Here is a 19,113-nt window from a genome sequence, read left to right on the forward strand (position 1 = left end):
TTATAAGTTAGAGAACTTAGGTTAGTAAGTGGCATTCAAAAAGGTTTGCCGTTTTAGACATTTTTCTCTTGCCAAATACATTACCATTATAATGTAAACGTACCCACTAACATTTATTAGAGATAACAAAGAAAGTAGGATGATAATGAATACTAAAAAGATCGAAGAGATTGCAGTTGCAGCTGTAAGGAATGAGATTTTGAAAAATGATTTTCTTTCTGATGAAATACCAACAAATGATAAAACTCCTTCCTGGGACGGAGAAATTTGGACTTATAACAACCAAAATCAAAGAAAGGATACTTTGTTCGGTAAAGTACCGGTTCAAGTTAAAGGAAAAAAGGTAGATACAATAAGTGTAAAGAAAACAAAATTCAAAATACAGAAGGCCGATTTAGAAAATTATTATAAAAACGGGGGGATATTGTTTTTTGTAATTGAGATTATTGATTCTCAAAATACACAGGTTTTTTACCTTTCACTTTTACCAATTGATATAAAAAAAATATTAACCGAATTGAAAGATAAAAAGTCGATCACTAAAGAATTTAAAATGTTACCTTCTACCGAAAAAGCACTTGAATTTATCACTAGAAATTTTATACACCATAGTAGGAAACAAAGTATATCATTGATCGATGATATAAAAGTTAATGAATTTGACACTTATACAGGCAAATTATTTGTTCTGGATAAAAACAATTTAACAGATGATTTATTTGAATATGGGACATATATGTATGGACGTCTTGAAGAACTTAATTTAGAAGTGCCTCTATATAAAGTGGATATACAGCAAATGACTGAAGAAACAGATTTGTGGGTTGGACTGAATGAAAATATCATCTATGAAGAGGTAATTAGAATAATTGAGAAAGAAAAAATAACTCTACGATTTGGAAAAAGTTTTGTTATTGAATTCCCTAAAATTCTTGAAAGTAGCAAACAGATTAAAATTCATTTTAATGAAAATGGAAGTATTCAAGACAGGATTAAAGATTGTAATTTTATGTGGGATTTGGTTAAAGAAAAAAGTATTACTATAAAAGACATAAAGATCCCTTTGAATAATTTTGACGAAAAAGAAAAATTTCTAAAAGAAATACCAGAATACATAAGATATTTAGAACAAATTGAGGAGACTTTTAATCAATTAGGAGTGTCTTTTAATCTCGAATTTGAAAATCTGACTCATGATGATTTTAAAAAGATAGAAATTTTAAAAGATATTATCCTAAATAAAAACTATGGAAAAGTAAACTTAAATCCAGAAAATCACTTCCTCCAGTTCTTAATTAATGATTTAAAAATAATATTAGTATCTTTAAAGACTGAAAAAGGATGGTTAGTCTTTAACTTGTTCGATTTAGATGCAATTAACAATAACTTTAAAATAACAGCAGTTTCTGGAGATAAAAAGCATCAAGTAAGGCATAGTCCTTTTATTATATTTGAAATGTATAATCTATTTAGTATGAGTAATTTAAACCTGAAAGTTATCGTAGAATCTTTGAAACAAGTGGATTACAAGGACGACTATGCCTTAGATTTAACAAATAACTTCCTTTTAAAAGCTCTTATTTACTACGATCAACAGAAAGAAAATGGTGAGATACTAAACTTACTTCTGGATGTCTATGACTTTTTATACCATCTGCAACCTAATAATATTCTTATCTTTTTAAATAAAATGCAAGTAATTAAAAGAAAAAGAGAATTCACGTGGGAAGAAAAACAAGAGATTTTTGAAAAGAAAAGCCGAGGGTTCCACAACGATGACATCCTTTGTGGCTTCTCTATATTATTAGAGAGTAAAATTGAATTCGAAGTACACTTTAAAAAGCTCAATGAGGAACAAAAAGAGGGATTCAAACTATTTCCAATTTATAATTTATTAAGAAGTAAAAACTCTTAAGTTTTTGCTTCTTTTTATTGTACAAAATAAAGAATTAATGAAGCAATTCATAAAGTTAGTATTGCATTAGGAAAGAGCCACCTATTTTGAACCATCTAGCAGCAATTTACTGTGGAACTTATGCTGCTATAAATTAACACTCTCATCGAAACTAAACTTCTTTAAAAATGTATGAATTATTATTAAGCGCTCTTTCCACTAATCGACATCCAAGTAAGGAGTAACAGCTTGTTTTAAAATTAACAAATAATTATTGATGTTAAAAAATCATCTATATTAAGTTGATAACCACTTGTTGTTCCTAAGTTTCATAACATTTATCTTGATCAGTATTTTGATTATAATCACAATAAAGATCTTAATTCTAATCTAAAATAGTTTTTCTAAAACAAAATCGGTTAGCCATTGTTGTGTGAATTAAGAATTCCTGTTTTAAGCGTTATTAATCTCATGTATAACTTGGTGGTTTAATTGTGGCTCATTTGAAAACAATCCCCTGATCATTTTTCTTTGGGAATCGGGAGTTTCAGAGTAAGATGTTCTTCCATGTGAGATTTTATGATTTGCCATTATTAAACCTTGGTTCCTTTGTAACCTGATACGTGTATAATAAGGGGAGTCAAGATTTATAAAGCGGTTTAGCTGATTAAAGCATTCCCTTAGGTTTAAAATTTGGTTAAACCCATATTCCCAATCACACGTATTATCCATAGAAAACCTTGATATTAGTTTATTATTCTCTATTTTAAAAGCAGGACCAATAGAAGATCTATTAGTTCTTCCAATATCAACTCTTTTTAAAGCATTTTCTTCTAGCATGGAGCAAGCTAAATTAGGAGACATTTTTAATAGAGTGAAAAATGCTGCTACTGAGTTGAAAATTAAATTGTCACCGCCTTCACCTGCCGGGTTAACACAGAATAAAGTAGATGTTTTAATTTGCCCAATTCCCTCCAGCGTTCCATCACTATGAAGCTTTTGATTATTGGTTGTTTGGAAAGCTCTATGAAATCTTTCTCCATTACCCTTTTTCTGACCTCTATGAATATAATTCAGTCCAGACTTTTGGTATATTTCGGGATCATGTTGGTATATCTGGGGTACAAAAGGCTGGTAAAGACCTAAACATTTATATAAATTAATAAGATCCATATCATTACTTATTGGTTGATTTAACTGAAAAATAGAAAAGCCAAAAACATTGTAATTTTCAATTATTTCAGCTGCTTGTTGCTGTGTAACGTTATTAGGTGAATTAATATGTACAGGTATAAAACATTTTTTCTGATACACAGTACTGAGAATTTCATTATTCTTTAATAAAGTTTCAATCATACTACTATTTCCCTTCTTCATTAATTGCCTCTAATACTAATTGTCTTGTCGATAGTGCAAGTAAGTTATAAGTTGTTTTGTCCATTTTCCCATCAAATGCTTCTTTATGGTCAGCATGTAATGCCAGTATTCCTATTCTGCCTGGTAAGCAAATAGCGAGCACAGAATTGTAATACAATTCTGCTCTCTCATTCGTATGCGCTATCTTGTATCCACCCCTTTCTAAACATTCCCAAACAATAGATGGGTTACCTCTTGTTTTAATCCAACTTGTACCATTATCTTTACCATTTTTAAGGGGAAATCTTGAAAAAGAAGTTAGTAGTTCAACCTCATTGTCTTCATATTTTTTAGAAATTCTTAGATATAATTTAGCAGAATATCCTTTACCTCCAAACATATATTCTGCCAGAGACGATATTTCATACGTTATTTGTTCTAATTTCTTTTTACTTATATTACTCAAATTAATAACTTCTGTTGGTATAGTAATATTCGTATCCCTAGAATTCTCAAATCTTGAACTAGGATTTATACATCTGCGAATCATGTTTTTTTGTGATTCAGACATTGAGTTAATTTCTAATTTAACAAAATCTGAAACTTTTTCTAAAAAAGATGTGTCTTCTTCTGGCTCTTCTTCATAAATTTTATCAAACAATGCCATCTTAGAAGCAAGTCGCTCAGATAAGTTTACTAATTTTAATCTTGTAACCTCTTGATTAAACTTATCAAAATCTTCAGGTAGCACTTTTACTATCCAAAATACCAACAATGAAATCATTAAATAGATAAATAGGATCAGAAATTTCACCCATAAATCTAGTCCAGGAGCAAATATAGCAAATATAGAACCGAAAATGGGAATTGCAACTTGAATTACTAGTAACTTATTTCTAAATGATAAATAAGTATTGTGTTTTTTTATGTAATTAAAGATAATATCGCGATATCTTTGAGTTTCCGATTTTTCAAATTCATTAAGAATATTTTCTACCTGTGAATTATTTTTTAATATTTCCCTCACTAATTCTGTATTTTTTGAATGTGACATCCTTTACCTCACTTTCATGTTTTATCAGTAATCGAATAAGATACTAACTTCTCAAAAAGTATTATCATCCTGTGGTTTTAGGTTAGCACCGTAAATAGAATTAATATTAATTCTATTTACGCTTAAACCTACTCCCCTTACTCTTCTTCCTCAACCTTTCAACCTGCGCTTCCACCTTGCTCTTCACACTTTCTGTCTTAACTAGATCAATCTCTACACTCTGTATTTCACCACCTTCAACAAGCAGCGTTAACCAATCACCCTCGCTAACTCCATCCGGTAGCATCTCTTTCTTAACCACATATTCCTTATCAAGCTCCTCAACTAAAATAACCCCATACTCACTGTCTACAATCCGATCTAACACTCCGTTTACCTTCATCCTTATCACCTCACGCAAGCTTTTCCTTCAGCTTTAATGTCTGCTAATCTACCTGCAGCAATTGGTCATAAGCTGTTGCTTTAATCTCGGCTGCTATATTATTTGATTCATAGCCTTCTTTATACCATTCTAATAAGGTGTCATTTTCTACCTCATTTGGTGGCTCGTAGCTCATCAGTTGAAAGGCTTGTAGATATCCTACTTCTACAGTTTCATCCTTAATAGCCTGTAACCCTTCCTTATATCCTTTTTCAAAAGGTTCGACAAAACGCTCATCAATTTTTACAGAATTTTGTTCTGTTAATTCATAGCCACTCTCATACCCTAATTCTTTGTGTTTTTTTGTTTCTTCATTAAAGCGCTTCTCATAACCTTTTTCATACTCATCTGTAAATACTTCACTTAGTTCCGAATCGCTTTTAACCTCTGTTGGAAGTTCTAATTCTCCTAGTTCATATCCTAGTTTATATCCATCCTCTTCAGCTCTAATTAATTGTTTTTGACGGTGATAGGCTCTTTCAAAAGCAGACATATAAGCTCTATTCCAGTCATCAGATTCAGAATCATTCACATTAGTTTCAATGTCTTTATCTTCTCTAGCAGCTTTTAGACCTTCGTTCATCCCTACTTTTGTTCCAGCTTCCGTATCTTCAACTGTAATCTTCTTTAACCCTTCTCTATAACCATCTTCATATCCAGCTGCATACCCAATCCGATAACCTTCATTTCCATTCTCCGAATTAACACTCTTACTCTTTCTTGCATATCCATCTTTATATCCATTCTCTTTACCATCAGCTTTACCTTCATCTATATCAGCTTGTGTATAGCTTGGCTTTGGACTTGTTGAAGTGCTAGCATTTGAAGAACCGCTCCCAGAGGAACTACTAGTTGAAGAGCTGGAGCTTCCTCCTCCATTGTGATAGTGGTACTCACCATATTCATACCCCCATTTTTCACAATTGGTTCTGCAAGTGTGACCACCATTACTATCTGTACGCCCAGGGTGAGAGTATATAGTCGGTACACTCGAAAAAGAAAAAATACTTACAATTAATAACCCTAAAATAACCTTCTTCAACCTTAAAATCCCCTTCTGTGTTTTGCAAGAAAAAAGTGCAGAGTAGCGCAAGAATTTGTACAGAGTTTTGCCACCCAGTATTCGTCTATTTAGGTTTTGATAATGCGTTTGATAGCCTATAACTTCCTCCAGAGAAAGTTAATACATGAGCGTGATGGATTAAAGGATCCACCAACGCTGCTGTTAGCCTCGAATCAATGAAAATTCTATTCCATTGACTGAACTCTAAATTAGATGTAATGATCAAGCTCTTTTGCTCATACCACTCTGCAATTAACTGAAACAATAGCTCAGAACCTTCCTTGCTAAACGGAAGATAACCCATTTCATCCAGAATAATTAACTCTACTTTCTCAAACTTCTTTCTAAAAGCAGCCAATTTATTATTAGTTAGAGCGTGTTCTAAAAGTTCTATTAATTGCGAGACTCGATAAAACCTAACTTCATAGCCTTGCTCACAAGCTTTTCTACCTAAGCCGGATGCTAAGTGAGTTTTTCCTGTTCCGGGCGCTCCAATCAAAACTACATTCTGCCGTTTCATAATAAATTGAAGGCTTACTAAGTCTTCTTTATTTGTGTGAGAAGGAAATCTAATCTTTTCATTCCATTCATAATTACTCAGATTTTTTTGATCCAGAAACTTTGCATTTTTAATTAAGCGTTGCACTTTGGCTCTTTCTCGCATTAGAAACTCCTCTTGAAATAGAGCTTCTAGAAACTGAGACGGCGATTCAAAAGGAACAGATTCATAGATCTCTGCCACATAAGCTAATCTTAATGACTTACACATATTTTTTATAGGATCACTCATGATGCCCCTCCCTTTCCGAAGGAGCTAAAGAATCATAAAGTGACCAATCAATCCCAAAGGGATTTTCACTATTACCAGAAATCAAGTCATAAAATTCCTCGTTAATTCTTTTAATATCATGTGTAACAAGTAAATTAATGATCTCTGCCAAACGTTCTTTACGAACAATGAGGTCTTCAACTAATAGATAATCATTAACCCTTCCTGGTAAGTACTTCTGATATCTTGAATAGGTTACAACCCTAGGCTTTTTCAACCATTCCTTGAATATAGATAGCCATGGTATTGCTCGTTTTTTGTGCATATAAGGCCTGTAATCTTCATATAGAATTTCTCCTTCTGGAGAAACGGCCTTAAACTTGTCCCAAGTTAAGTTTAAATGAATGGTTGGATAATTAGATGCTTTTGGTATATGGACTAGGGTATTATCTAATTTAACCTCATTAAATTTATTTACTGTTGGTTCAACATCTTTAAAGACTGGATAATCTTCAGATGGTAACTCTAGTAAATGCTTCTTTTCTTCACTCCAAAGATCTTCAATTCTAACTTCTTTTTCATAATGTAATCTTTGACGATCTTGCTCAAGCTTTTTATAAAGATCCTCAGTCAACTCTTCATAGCTGTTCATTACAGGGGATGTAGGGAAGAAGTTATACCTTATGTAACCAACTTTGTTTTCAACACTTCCTTTCTCATGTCCACTCCTAGGGTTACAAACTTGTACCTCAAAGCCATAATGATTCTGGAATTGAATAAAAGCATCTGTTAACTGGGCTTCCTCAAGTTTTGATCTCACCTTTTTGACTGCAGGTGTTAAGTTATCTATCCTAATCTTTCTAGGAACACCCTTTGATTGTTTGAAAAGTATTTTCAACCCTTCTAGAAAACATTCCTGATTTTCAGAAGGGAGAGGGACTGTGAAAGCAGTATTACTAAATGGATATGACATAACTAACGCATGCACATCAACAAATTCACCATCTTTTACGGCTTCCATAACTCCAAAGTCTACTTGAGCTTCACTAGGTGGATGAATCAAACGATCATAACCCTTGTCATTTGTATCATTATGGCTAGTTTCCCATTCAGCTATAAAGTAACAAACGGTTCTGTAAGAACCTTCAAATCCATGTCCTTGTAATTCTTTGAAGATCTCTTTCTTTGTACGGCGTAATTTCTTTTTAAGCCTACTATCTTCAAACAACCAATCGGCAACCATTTCACCCCAATTGTTTTCATACATCATGCCAGTCTTTTTCTTTATCTTAGATTGAGGAAGTTGACTCTCATCTCCATACTTCTTAGCTGTTCTCCAATTAATTCCTAACGTCTTTTGAATTTTTGTTATTGAGAAACCCTTGTCGTTCCTTAAATTTTTGATACAATTAATATCAGACATTGTTAGCATCCTCTCGTTTTCCTCCACTCTGTATTGATTCGACACCATTACAGTAGAGGGACTTGGGGTAGCTGGCAAGTCTTTTTTTATACACTTATAAATTAAGTGCAGGACTCTGCACTACACCTTTGCAAAGCTCTGCACTTTTATTTTGCAATAAACACCTTCACTAGAAAATATTGTCTAGTGATATTATTACTATAGTTCTATTACTTAGTAAATAATTTCTTATAGATTGTTTTTAAAATTGCACATAAAGACTTAAATTATCTAATTCAGCGTTTTTAGCCCCCTATCTTTATGCTTAACTTGTTAGACAACTGTCCTGTCCCCTTAGTTAAATAAGAAGCAAAAAAACTGCACAGTATAGTTGTACTGTGCAGCAAGTGACTAAGTTTTGTAAATTGTTCTTGTTAAAAATCAGCGTATGTTATGTTATAAGGACTAGATCCTTATACTTTAATTGTCGTTAATTGGTTAGCACTCACACCAAATTAATTTCAAATCCAATTAAATCATTTAGTTTTTTCTGTTAATTTCATCATTCTTTTTTCAAATTCTTCAGTATCCACTCCTCTTTCAGAATAATATTTAACTGCTTGTTTACATATATCAATCGCATAATCAAATTGGCTGCTCTTTTCATAGATAATTGCTAAACGTTTAAATGCCGGAATATTATAGTAGAACTGTTTCTGCTTAATTTCGGATATCTCAATTTCTACTTCTTTTTCAGGCTTTAGATCAGCTATTTTCTTTACCCGATCTATTTCGTTTTTAATATATGCCTTGTTTAATTCTTCAAGGGTATCGATATCAGCATAACAATATTTAATACACTCTTGAAGATACTTATCATCAAGTTCCCTATATTTGTAATAAAAATCCTGTAACTGGATCAAAGTAAAATGACGGTCTATTGGTCTGTTGTAATACTTCTTAAGTTCACCTAATAAGCGCCTCTCCTCAGAAGAATTAAACTGTAACTTCTTTTTTGGCTTATTTGTTTCCTTTTTCTTTGGCACCATATTCTTCTTTCTCATTTCCACTAACTTCTTTTTCACTGACTCATGCGCATTATTTAATAAATTAAAAATCGTTTTTTGAATGGTATCTGATTTTGTTAAATCAGGGACCTTAATCGTTTTATCAGATAATGACACATTTGCAAACAGTCTCATCTCAACTAAAGGCAGGTCATTTATATCAGGTAATAGCTCACTTAAGATTAACAATTCTCTATTGAATGTCTCCTGCATATATTGTTCTAAATATCCATTAAATAAGTCTGGATATTCTTTAATATAGTTGATTTTTGTGAATCCAAAGGTTTTTGCTAATCTCGTTAAATCTTGTGCTTCTAATGGTTTATCAAAACTGTGTATGGCAAGTAAGTACAGTGAAGCAGAAAATTTTCTTTTATACTCCTCATTTAACGATTGAATGAATAAAGTCATTAAGTCTGCTCGCTGATGCAGCAAACAGGATAATACAATTGCATTCCCTGAATATGACTGAAAGGATTCATTGGTATGTACTTCTCTCAACTTTAAAATTACCTCTATAGATCTCTCAAAATCATGCGTAAACAAGTGCCGTTCAAGTCCGTAATAAAGTAAAAACACGTAACTAATATCGGCTTGTGATTCATAAGGATTGCCAAGAAAGCGCCAATAAATATATTTCTGTTCAGGATTTAAACTTGAATAAGAAGGATAATAAGGCGGCCTCGCAACACTCACATAATCTTTTGGTTCTTTCATCTCAGCATTCATATCGATTAAACTCGGCTCTTCCATTCCTAAAAATGAAATTGTAATGTTATAATTTCCAACTGCGAAGGATTCACTTGATTTTGTCTCTGGAAGATAGTTTTGCTTTGGCCCATTTTTTATCCATATCAAATTTTCGATGTCTGAGTGAATAATAAAAGCCCTCGATGGATCAGTTATCTTATGATGTTTTTTTATAGAAGGAAGATTTGTAGGTTTAGCTTGTTGTTTTTGTTCAGGTAATTTGTCTCGGTTTCCAATAAATTTTTTTATAGAATCAAACAGTCCCATGTGAACATCCATCCCTTCAAGGTTTTGTTTATATGGATATTTTACACCCGTTCTGTTTACATTTACAGGAAAAATACGTCTTAATATTTATGCATTCTAATTGCAACAATTTTACAGGTTAAGTGCTTATGTTTAAATTAGATAAAAAAACGTTCGAACAGATTGAAGAAAAGGAAGTTTCTAAATCTTCAATATGAAGAGCTTGAGCTATGTTTGTAATTGAACATTTTAAAAATTTTTTTGCTTTATCGACCTATTAAGTCAGTTGCGGTATACTACCAGTATTATCCCCCACTAGTGTACCATCTTCAATCCATTCCTGAAAAACATGCTAGAATCGTAGCTTTACAATATCTTGAGGGCATGTCATGTCGTCCGATTTCTTGCATTTGAGGTTTTTCCAAAGTGAACTTTAATTGCTTTGTAAGTGTATTTAAAATACTGTAATGTTGTTACACTCAAATGAGATTTATGTAACTTTACCCAGTTATTAAAATACTCCTCAAAAGGTACGGAATCTACTTGGACTCAATACCATTCGCAAATCCCCCATTAATTTTTATCTTGATTGCATGCTTTGCCGAAAACCATTTCTAAGTTTATTTATTCTTCGGCTCATCTTTCTTCTAGCAGCAAAGGTAGAATTCTTTGACCCCCTGTTGCCATTCGTCACATTATCAACTTCTATATTATTACTAAATATATAATTGTACGGTTTAAATTTTGTTGATTGAAGTACTCGAAGAAATGGGAATGCAAAGCACTAGTTCTAAGCGTAGCGGTGCCTTTACACTGGGAGGCCCCCTTTGGTATCCTCTAGCGACGCGAGGAGCGTACGGTCAGAAAGTGCTAACTTTCCCTACTTACGGGTTTCCAAAGGGGGTAGGGGCCCAGTGTCAAGGCTAGAACGTGGTCTAGGAGTTGTGTTTAATATTCATAGAAATAATACCGTAGCGATACATTTAATTATTATCTAATATAGTTTTTAATGTGTATAATCGTTATTAAAGAAAGTTAGTACCGGCAACAGATTCACTAATCCATAGAAATGACACTCGCCATCATTTAACCCTCATCAGATCGACTTTTCTGCCTTGTCTCTTTTCTACTTTCATAATTTTTAGATTCTTTTTTTATAAACGATTTTGTACTCCCAATTCCTAAAATGATTGCTACAAAATAGAATATTGCGCTTATACTAAAAAAGGTTGCAATAGCTCCAAATAATAGTGGAGATACAAACTGCGTTAAGCGGTTAAAGGTCAAGCGTAAGCCCAACACTTCCGCTGTTCTATTTTTTGGACTAAAGCTTATAGTGGAGGTTATAGATAAAGGTTGCCCCACACCTAAAAATGCACCAAGTAACATAGAAATGATCATACTAAAAATTAAAATATCAGTAAGTGGAAGTAGTGCTAATAGGGCACCAGACAATAGAATAGATGTAAGGACTACTTCACTTTTACCCCACTTTTCAATTACTTGGATTAAGAACCACCTTATAAGGACACCTGCTCCGTTATGTAGTCCAATAATTAATCCTATAATTGTAGCACTATACCCATATTCATTCGCAAGCAATGGAAAATAATATATATAAAAGTCTCTTGCTAATAGAACAAGCATACTTACAATAATAGCTTTTCTAAGGTCAATATTTATCAACAATGGAAGAACACTACTTTTAAATGCTCTTTTGTTGCTCACTCTATGTTTATTAATAGAGGCCTTTTCATCTTTATTTTCAACTATATAAATTAAATAAATAATGACAAAAGGGATAAACATAGTGGCACCTAAAAAAGCAATAGCTAATGTATAGCCAATTAGATCTGATAAGCTTCCTCCAATTAAAGGTCCTACAAGCCCCCCTCCAGCTACTCCCATACTAAGGATGGAAATATTTCTTTCTCTGGAACTCCCGCTTGAATTAACGCTCACAAAGGACTGAGCTGCTAAAGCAAAAGAAGTCTGGGCAATCCCCCCAATTACTTGAGACAAATAAACCCCAGTTAGATTCCCTAATAGTAATGGGATAATTAAAGATAAACTAGCTAAAACAGCACTTAAAGCTAAAGGTTTAAGTGAGCCGAACCTATCAATTAAATATCCTAACTTAACAGAAAAAAATAAAGGAAGAAAAGCAAATAAAGCAATAATTATCCCAATCTGAAAAGTCGTAGCTCCTAGATCATTTGACAATAAAGGGATTAGAGGTCTACTCCCTACAATTCCTGTCATAAAAAATAACATTGCCAAAGCAATCAATCTACTTTTATTATAATTTGTCATATATCTTCTACCTTAACTTTTATAGTCAAGCACATTTACTTTTCTTGTCTCTGTATCCACCCAAGAAAAAGACCTTCCGTTGTTTATAAATGGAAAGTCTCTAAGTAGCATTACATTTGACTATTTCTAAACTTTTTAACAATGAACATAACTAAAGGTGATATTAATAATAAAGCTGCAATGGTCAACATAATTACTGAAACTGGTTTAGCAACAAACACCATCCAATTTCCATTTGCTAATGTTAAACTTTGACGCAGGGCCGTTTCCATCATTTCACCTAGAATAAATGCTAGGATAAAAGGTGCTAATGGGAATGCTAGCTTCTTCATTACAAAGCCCAGTACACCAAATAATAATAATAAGTATAAATCAAAAGTGTTGAAACTAACTGCATAAATTCCTATTAAGCAAAAAGTGATAACAAGAGAAATTAACAAAGGCCTTGGTATAGCTAATACCCTAGCAATATAGGGAACAAGTGGAAGGTTTATGATCAACAAAAATATATTCCCTATATACATACTTATAATTACACCCCAAAATAGTTGGGGATCATTTTCAATTAGGCCTGGCCCCGGCTGTACACCTAACACTAATAAAGCGCCTAATAGTAAGGCAGTTGTTCCGGACCCCGGTATGCCAAGACTTAATAAAGGGATAAACGAACCTGTTGAGGCTGCGTTATTTGCAGTTTCCGGAGCAGTTAACCCCTTTATTGACCCTTTACCAAACGATTCCGGATTTTTAGATAACTTTTTTTCTGATAAATAAGCTAAAAATGATGCTATTGTCGCGCCTGCTCCTGGAAGGATCCCTATAAAAAAACCTAAGAAAGAATTTCGACTCATTGGACCCGACATTTCCTTTATATCATTTTTAGTTAATTTCAATTTAAAGGCTTTCGTCATTTCGTCACTTAATTTATTTTTTCTGTTAATAATGAGATAACACACTTCCCCAATAGCAAACAGTCCCATAGCTACAACTAAGAAATCAATTCCGCTTAATAAATTTGAGCTCCCTAATACATAACGGCTGGTTCCTGTTTAGGAATCAATACCAATTGTTGCTATCATGAAGCCTAACGTAGCTGAGATCAAGGCTCTAACCATCGAACCTTCTGATAACGCTGCTATCGCGGTTAATCCGAGAAACATTAAGGCAAAGTACTCTGGAGGTCCAAAAGAAGTTGCGAAACCAGCTAAGAGAGGAGCTAGCAGAGTGGTTAGAATAACCGCTACAGTCCCACCTACAAATGAAGCAATTGCTGCTATTGCAAGTGCTTTACCAGGCTCTCCGTTCTTGGCCATAGGATAACCATCAAACGACGAAGCGACTGTACTAGCTGCCCCCGGTGCATTTAGTAATATTGATGAGGTAGACCCTCCGAATATAGCACCATAATAAACACCCGCCATAAGAAATAAAGCTAGATAAGGCTCCATACCATACGTTACTGGTATCATTACCGCAATTGCCGTAATCGGACCTAATCCAGGCATAATCCCAACGACTGTTCCAACTAATACACCTATTAAAATAAATAAAATCCCATAAACACTAAATACAGCTTGAAACCCTTGTAATATATCACCGAAAGCTCCCATTTTCCCTCCTCCTTTCAGAACCTATCTTAATAGGTCCTACATTTTTCACTCTCACTTTTAAACTTCCATTAAAAAGGTAAGATACCAGTTGGGAGGGAAATCATTAGTAACTGAGTGAATGTATAATAAATAGTAATAGGAAAAAACAACGCTACGACCGCATTAGTCAAATGTTTGCGATAGCCTAAAAGAAAAGAACAAGTAAATAAAAACAATGATGTAACTATCAAGAAACCAAGTATTTCAAGGAAGAAAATATATAGAATAATCAATAGAGCTACCCCTAGCAACATCATTAAATCTTGCTTTTTCACAAATAGAGTTATATTTTGAGGGTCCTTCGAGAAGAACAACACTATTGAAAGAAATAACAACAAAAATCCTAAAATTAGCGGAAGGAAATTTGAATCAATTGGTACGTGGGGGTACTCTGGTAAAAGTAGCCCCCCCGTAATGTAAGCAATGGATACCACAAACAGAACAATACCTATATACTTGTTTAACGTCCGCATCTTTTGTTTATTCTCCTATTAATCCTATTTGAGTAAGGATCTCCGTGTATACTCTTTCTTCTTCTTCAAGGAAATTTGCAAATTCTTCACTATCCATATATAATTCTTCCCAGCCTAATCTTGTCATCTGTGATTGGAATTCTTCGGATTCACTCACTTGCTTAAATAGTTCATTATAATATTCAACTTGACTCTCACTCATATCTTTAGGACCGTGCACTCCACGCCAGTTAGATGAAACTACATCATACCCTTGTTCTACCGCTGTAGGAACTTCTGTAAATAATTCATCTACAGTTAACCTTTCCTGAGAAAGAATTGCGAGAATTTTCAAGTTACCACCTCTAACCTGTTCTGCTACCCCACTCCCAGTTTTAGATGTTAATACTGCAGCACTGCCGCTTAATACAGCAGGAATCCCATGGTTTTCATTATCTGAGGCATAACGAATATCTTCAATTTCGATACCCTTTTCAAGAGCTAATCTCATAAACTGAACATGATCAAATCCTCCAGGATTATTTCCACCTATGATGCCAATAGATGAAGGGTCCTTTTCCATCTCTTCAAATAGATCATCTAAGGTATCCCACTCTGAATCAGCATGGACAGCAATAACTCCGTAATCTGCTCCAAAGTTAGTTAGGGGCGTAAAATCTTCAAAGCCATAGTTAGATTCATTTGATAACAATGTTGTTGTTGTTGTACCAGAACTAACAAATATACGGTGAGGATCATTTCTATTAGCAATATAATCCATACCAATTGCCCCACTTCCACCAGCACGGTTTTCTACTCCCATATTCTTCTCCATAAGGTCTTCTTGTCCAATCGTATTGGCAATTAATCTTGCTTGTGAATCCCATCCCCCTCCAGCGCCAGATGGCGCAACCAGTTCTACATTATTCTGTGGCTCCCACTCACCTTCACTAGCTACTTGAGAATTATTACTACATCCAACTGTAATTCCAATTAATAATAGAAAACCGATTAGTTTGCCTTTCATGATTAACACCCCTTCTTAGATAAAATTAATTTTCATTACATTTAATCTATTAACTTTTAGAATGATTTTTTAGTTAATAGTCAGAGATTCAAGTTCTGAGTATACTTCTTGAGTTAAAGGAATACCTTTTTCACTTCTTTTTTTATAAAGCACTGATTCAAGCTCTCCTGGCAAATAAATTTCATCAAAACCTTCTGCTTTTGCTATCTCTTTTACTTCATTACTCATTTGATCCATTCTTGACTTAAAAACTTTTAAGTCTATGAATAAATCAGCTTTAAAAACCAAGAAAAAGTGACCAATATTCTGAATTTTATCCTCATATAGAGTACCTAAATAAGGTCCATAACTTGCCCCGCTCATTATACCCGATAGAACTTCTACAAAGAAAGCTAGGCCATAGCCTTTATGACCACCTACTGGAAGTACTGCGCCCCCATCTAAGGCTACGTTAGGGTCATCAGTCTGTTTTCCATCTTTAGAAAGAGCCCAACCAATTGGTATTTTCATATTATTCTTTTGTGCTAATCTTATCTTTCCACGTGCAACTACACTTGTTGCCATATCAAAAATAATTGGATTTTCATTACCCCTTGGAACTCCATATGCGATGGGATTAGTCCCAAAGAAACTCTCCATTCCACCCCATGGTGGCATGCTAGATGGAGCATTTGTTACTGCTATGGCGATACAATTATTGTCTGTTGCATATTTAATATAATCAGCTAACATTCCACAATGGTTTGAATGATTAATAGAGACCATCCCTACTCCATTTTTTAGAGCTTTTTTAACGGCAATCTTCATTCCCTCTGTCGCTACAAGAATACCCATTGAGTTATTTCCATCTATTAGACAGCTAGTAGGAGTTTCCTTTGACATTGAAAACTTAAAATATTTTCTTACATTTCCGGATCGAAGGCGGTTAATATAGGTCTTTACACGACTTACGCCATGAGAATCTATACCTCTTAAATTAGCTAATACTAAATGCTTTGATAATATCTCAGCTTCTCTCTCCTTTAAGCCTTCTGTTTCAAAAATAACCTTTACTTTATTTTCTAATTCTTCTTTAGAGATTGTGATTAAGCTCATACAAAATCTCCTCTATTAACAGTAAGAATCTTTTCGATAACAGTTTGCCACTCTTTAGGTCGCCTATCGTTCCATTCCTGCTTAAGGTTTAAATGAGAGATATATTCTAATTTCATTTTTGTAGCATTTGTCATTTCTGAACGAAGATTATAAGTTCTTAATATATCTAAAGAACCTTCTAATTCATGTGCTCTTCTAGCTGCATGAATGGATGTACCTGTAATTAATTGATTTAATAATCTTTCAAAGCTTGATTCTTCCATTGTTTCCTTTAAAGAATGAATAACTTGTTCTTCTAATTTTAAATATTTAGCAGCTTCTAGTACCTCTACTAGCAATGCGGCAGTGCCTTTCATGTAAATACTTCTTAATAACTTTATTGAAGAGGCATCCCCAGCTTTTTCACTAATGTATTGAATAGCCATTCCAAAAGGTGTCATTAGTTCAATAAATATTTTTGTTCCATTCCCGCTAGCTACTATTGGTACTTTATGCTGGTGAACAGTTAAGGGTCCAAGCATGGCAGCATCTACGTAGTGTCCATTTCTCTCTTTTACTATGCTTTCAATATTTAGTTTGGTTTGAGGTGATGATGCAGCTACATCGACATAGACAGTATTACTATCAATTTCTGTTTCCAATTCTCTACAAGCAACCAGACTATACTGTGCTGGAACCGCAACAAAAATAATATTAACCGCTTTCATAACTTCCTTTGGGTCATTTACTATGAACACATCGGCTTCTTTTGCTTTAGATATTAACACTTCTTTTTTTTCTGGATTATTAATAATTTTATCGTATACTATTATTTCTTTTATTCCCTCTTTTTTTAATCCTTTAGAGAGTTCAAATCCTGCTTCTCCATAACCTACAAATCCAACCTTCAAATGATCCCCCCCTATTCTTTAAATTGTGCCATCTTTTCTTCCAACCAATCAGGCTCTAGATCTTTTGAAGTGCATCGATTCGTTTTATTTTGACTGAATAGTGAGATATCTCTCAGTCTTTGTTTTTCATATTTTTGTTTCTTTTCAGCACCAGCCAAAACCTGATCAATTTGATTTCTTGGAACAACCGCTACGCCATCCTGGTCACCAATTACAAGATCACCTGGATTAACTACCGCTCCTCCACATATAATTTTAAGGTTTTTTTCCCCTGGTCCATTTTTAGTTGGGCCACTAGGTATAAATCCTCTAGCATAAATAGGAAATCCTATCTTTTGTAGATCTGATTTATCCCTGACCAATCCATCAATAACTATTGCTTCTAACCCCGCTGCTTTAGCTGCAGCTGCCAGTAACTCTCCTAAATAAGCATTTTTAGTATGAGATTTACCGTCTACTACTAGTACATAACCCTCATCACTGTTATATATTGAATGATGTATAAATAAATTATCTCCTGGTACAGTAGAAATTGTTAAAGCCGTGCCTACAAAGTCCATGTTCCCTCCGACTGGCTTAATCTTATAATCCATAGTGTTCTCCCCACCCATAGCATCTGAGATAAGAGAACTATTTAACTTTTGAGCTCTACTGATGATAGATTCGGGTAATTTATCTGGAAAGTTGTTAAGTTTATTCATTTCTCATCATCCTCACTTACCTAACTTCACCTGCTTTTTAGGTTTTTGATGTAAATCTTTATTCTGGCCTGCCTTCAGTAAGAAACTCCCTCCATCTCTTCCAAAGTAGCTGGCAACATCTCTAGCTACAACCATTAATTCATCTAAATCGATGTCGGTACGAATATTCATTTCATGAAGGCTGTGCACAACATCTTCGGTAGCAATGTTCCCTGCTGCATTAGGTGCGTAGGGACAACCACCTAATCCAGAAGTAGAACTATCTATTGACGTGACCCCTTGAGATAATCCCGCTAATAAATTTGCAAAAGCCATCCCTCTTGTATTGTGTAAATGAAGGCTAAAATTAAAATCAGGAAAGACCTTTTTAAGGGCACCTAACATTTCATATACTTGAGCAGGGTTGCCCATTCCAGTTGTATCGGCAAGGGAAACCTCCTTAATCCCCATTTCTTTATACTTCTCAATTAAAGGTATTATTTTATCAATGGTAACTTTACCTTCGTAAGGACACCCAAAGGCTACTGTAAGAGATCCACTGATTTCAACTCCTTTATTATTTGCTAATTCAACAATTGGAAGCAGATTTTCTTGTGCCACTTTTACGGTGCAGTTAGAATTATTTAATGAATGAGAATCAGTAGAAGATAATAATAATTTTAGTTTCTTTACGCCTGCAAATATTGCTCGTTCAGCTCCTTTTAAATTGGGAACTAAGGCTCTAAATGAAACTTCTTCTAAGTTTTGTACACCTTTTACAACTTCTTCAGCATCTTTAAGTTGTGGAATGGCTTTAGGGTGGACAAAGGATGTTACCTCTATATTTTTAATTCCTGTCTTTGCTAGTTTACGGATGATTGTTATTTTATCTTCGGTAGGAATCCAATTATGTTCCATTTGAAAACCATCTCTAGGCAGTACTTCCCAAACAGTAACATTTTTTGGATAATACACTCTATCCATG

15 protein-coding genes and 1 pseudogene are annotated in these 19,113 nt (G+C 33.9%); 1 reads left to right on the top strand and 15 read right to left on the bottom strand.

Features of this window, described 5'->3' with window-relative positions:
• The first annotated feature begins 145 nt into the window (after positions 1-145).
• Positions 146-1,915, top strand: a complete 1,770-nt coding sequence (locus A33I_RS18600; protein WP_022629823.1) for a hypothetical protein — start codon at positions 146-148, stop codon at positions 1,913-1,915.
• A 432-nt stretch (positions 1,916-2,347) separates the two neighbouring features.
• On the opposite strand, the gene A33I_RS18605 is transcribed toward A33I_RS18600, so the two are convergent.
• The 15 genes and pseudogenes from A33I_RS18605 to A33I_RS18675 form a co-directional block, all read right to left on the bottom strand.
• Positions 2,348-3,271, bottom strand: coding sequence for a TauD/TfdA family dioxygenase (locus A33I_RS18605; protein WP_022629824.1), 924 nt, complete (start codon positions 3,269-3,271; stop codon positions 2,348-2,350).
• The gene (locus A33I_RS18610; protein ID WP_022629825.1) at positions 3,255-4,304 is read right to left on the bottom strand and encodes a hypothetical protein; all 1,050 of its coding nucleotides are present in this window, start codon (positions 4,302-4,304) and stop codon (positions 3,255-3,257) included. Before A33I_RS18610 ends, A33I_RS18605 begins: the two co-directional genes overlap by 17 nt.
• A gap of 112 nt (positions 4,305-4,416) precedes the next feature.
• Positions 4,417-4,686, bottom strand: coding sequence for a DUF3006 domain-containing protein (locus A33I_RS18615; RefSeq protein ID WP_022629826.1), 270 nt, complete (start codon positions 4,684-4,686; stop codon positions 4,417-4,419).
• Between the two features lie 43 nt (positions 4,687-4,729).
• On the bottom strand, positions 4,730-5,767 hold the full coding sequence (locus A33I_RS18620; protein ID WP_022629827.1) for a YHYH domain-containing protein: 1,038 nt from the start codon (positions 5,765-5,767) through the stop codon (positions 4,730-4,732).
• Positions 5,768-5,852: 85 nt separating this feature from the next.
• On the bottom strand, positions 5,853-6,578 hold the full coding sequence (gene istB, locus A33I_RS18625) for an IS21-like element helper ATPase IstB (protein WP_022629828.1): 726 nt from the start codon (positions 6,576-6,578) through the stop codon (positions 5,853-5,855).
• Positions 6,571-7,980, bottom strand: coding sequence for an IS21 family transposase (gene istA, locus A33I_RS18630; protein ID WP_031311861.1), 1,410 nt, complete (start codon positions 7,978-7,980; stop codon positions 6,571-6,573). The genes istB and istA overlap by 8 nt, the downstream gene beginning before the upstream one ends.
• A 515-nt stretch (positions 7,981-8,495) precedes the next feature.
• A complete protein-coding gene (locus A33I_RS18635) occupies positions 8,496-10,043 on the bottom strand; it encodes a TerB N-terminal domain-containing protein (RefSeq protein WP_022629830.1) in 1,548 nt (515 codons plus the stop codon).
• 1,065 nt (positions 10,044-11,108) lie between these two features.
• Positions 11,109-12,335 (bottom strand): MFS transporter, encoded by a 1,227-nt coding sequence (locus tag A33I_RS18640; RefSeq protein WP_022629831.1) that lies wholly within the window; start codon positions 12,333-12,335, stop codon positions 11,109-11,111.
• 110 nt (positions 12,336-12,445) lie between these two features.
• A pseudogene (locus tag A33I_RS18645) lies at positions 12,446-13,945 on the bottom strand (tripartite tricarboxylate transporter permease).
• A 68-nt stretch (positions 13,946-14,013) separates the two neighbouring features.
• Positions 14,014-14,457, bottom strand: a complete 444-nt coding sequence (locus A33I_RS21545) for a tripartite tricarboxylate transporter TctB family protein (protein ID WP_022629834.1) — start codon at positions 14,455-14,457, stop codon at positions 14,014-14,016.
• Between the two features lie 7 nt (positions 14,458-14,464).
• Positions 14,465-15,463: a tripartite tricarboxylate transporter substrate binding protein gene (locus tag A33I_RS18655; protein WP_022629835.1), complete on the bottom strand. Its 999-nt coding sequence runs from the start codon at positions 15,461-15,463 to the stop codon at positions 14,465-14,467.
• 69 nt (positions 15,464-15,532) lie between these two features.
• Positions 15,533-16,558, bottom strand: a complete 1,026-nt coding sequence (locus A33I_RS18660; protein WP_022629836.1) for an Ldh family oxidoreductase — start codon at positions 16,556-16,558, stop codon at positions 15,533-15,535.
• Positions 16,555-17,448: a DUF1932 domain-containing protein gene (locus tag A33I_RS18665; RefSeq protein ID WP_022629837.1), complete on the bottom strand. Its 894-nt coding sequence runs from the start codon at positions 17,446-17,448 to the stop codon at positions 16,555-16,557. The genes A33I_RS18660 and A33I_RS18665 overlap by 4 nt, the downstream gene beginning before the upstream one ends.
• A gap of 11 nt (positions 17,449-17,459) precedes the next feature.
• Positions 17,460-18,149, bottom strand: a complete 690-nt coding sequence (locus A33I_RS18670; protein ID WP_022629838.1) for an RraA family protein — start codon at positions 18,147-18,149, stop codon at positions 17,460-17,462.
• 12 nt (positions 18,150-18,161) lie between these two features.
• Positions 18,162-19,112, bottom strand: coding sequence for a hydroxymethylglutaryl-CoA lyase (locus A33I_RS18675; protein ID WP_022629839.1), 951 nt, complete (start codon positions 19,110-19,112; stop codon positions 18,162-18,164).
• Position 19,113: the final 1 nt, after the last annotated feature.

The sequence above is a fragment of the Alkalihalophilus marmarensis DSM 21297 genome, assembly GCF_000474275.2.
In the GTDB taxonomy this organism is placed as follows: Bacteria; Bacillota; Bacilli; order Bacillales; family Bacillaceae_D; genus Alkalihalophilus; species Alkalihalophilus marmarensis.

Excerpts from the sequence above, each read along its gene's own strand:
- A33I_RS18635 (WP_022629830.1), bottom strand. The coding sequence starts at position 10,043 with ATGGGACTGTTTGATTCTATAAAAAAATTTATTGGAAACCGAGACAAA.
- A33I_RS18675 (WP_022629839.1), bottom strand. The coding sequence starts at position 19,112 with ATGGATAGAGTGTATTATCCAAAAAATGTTACTGTTTGGGAAGTACTG.
- A33I_RS18605 (WP_022629824.1), bottom strand. The coding sequence starts at position 3,271 with ATGAAGAAGGGAAATAGTAGTATGATTGAAACTTTATTAAAGAATAAT.
- A33I_RS21545 (WP_022629834.1), bottom strand. The coding sequence starts at position 14,457 with ATGCGGACGTTAAACAAGTATATAGGTATTGTTCTGTTTGTGGTATCC.
- A33I_RS18640 (WP_022629831.1), bottom strand. The coding sequence starts at position 12,335 with ATGACAAATTATAATAAAAGTAGATTGATTGCTTTGGCAATGTTATTT.
- istB (WP_022629828.1), bottom strand. The coding sequence starts at position 6,578 with ATGAGTGATCCTATAAAAAATATGTGTAAGTCATTAAGATTAGCTTAT.
- istA (WP_031311861.1), bottom strand. The coding sequence starts at position 7,980 with ATGTCTGATATTAATTGTATCAAAAATTTAAGGAACGACAAGGGTTTC.
- A33I_RS18655 (WP_022629835.1), bottom strand. The coding sequence starts at position 15,463 with ATGAAAGGCAAACTAATCGGTTTTCTATTATTAATTGGAATTACAGTT.
- A33I_RS18610 (WP_022629825.1), bottom strand. The coding sequence starts at position 4,304 with ATGTCACATTCAAAAAATACAGAATTAGTGAGGGAAATATTAAAAAAT.
- A33I_RS18660 (WP_022629836.1), bottom strand. The coding sequence starts at position 16,558 with ATGAGCTTAATCACAATCTCTAAAGAAGAATTAGAAAATAAAGTAAAG.
- A33I_RS18600 (WP_022629823.1), top strand. The coding sequence starts at position 146 with ATGAATACTAAAAAGATCGAAGAGATTGCAGTTGCAGCTGTAAGGAAT.
- A33I_RS18615 (WP_022629826.1), bottom strand. The coding sequence starts at position 4,686 with ATGAAGGTAAACGGAGTGTTAGATCGGATTGTAGACAGTGAGTATGGG.
- A33I_RS18670 (WP_022629838.1), bottom strand. The coding sequence starts at position 18,149 with ATGAATAAACTTAACAACTTTCCAGATAAATTACCCGAATCTATCATC.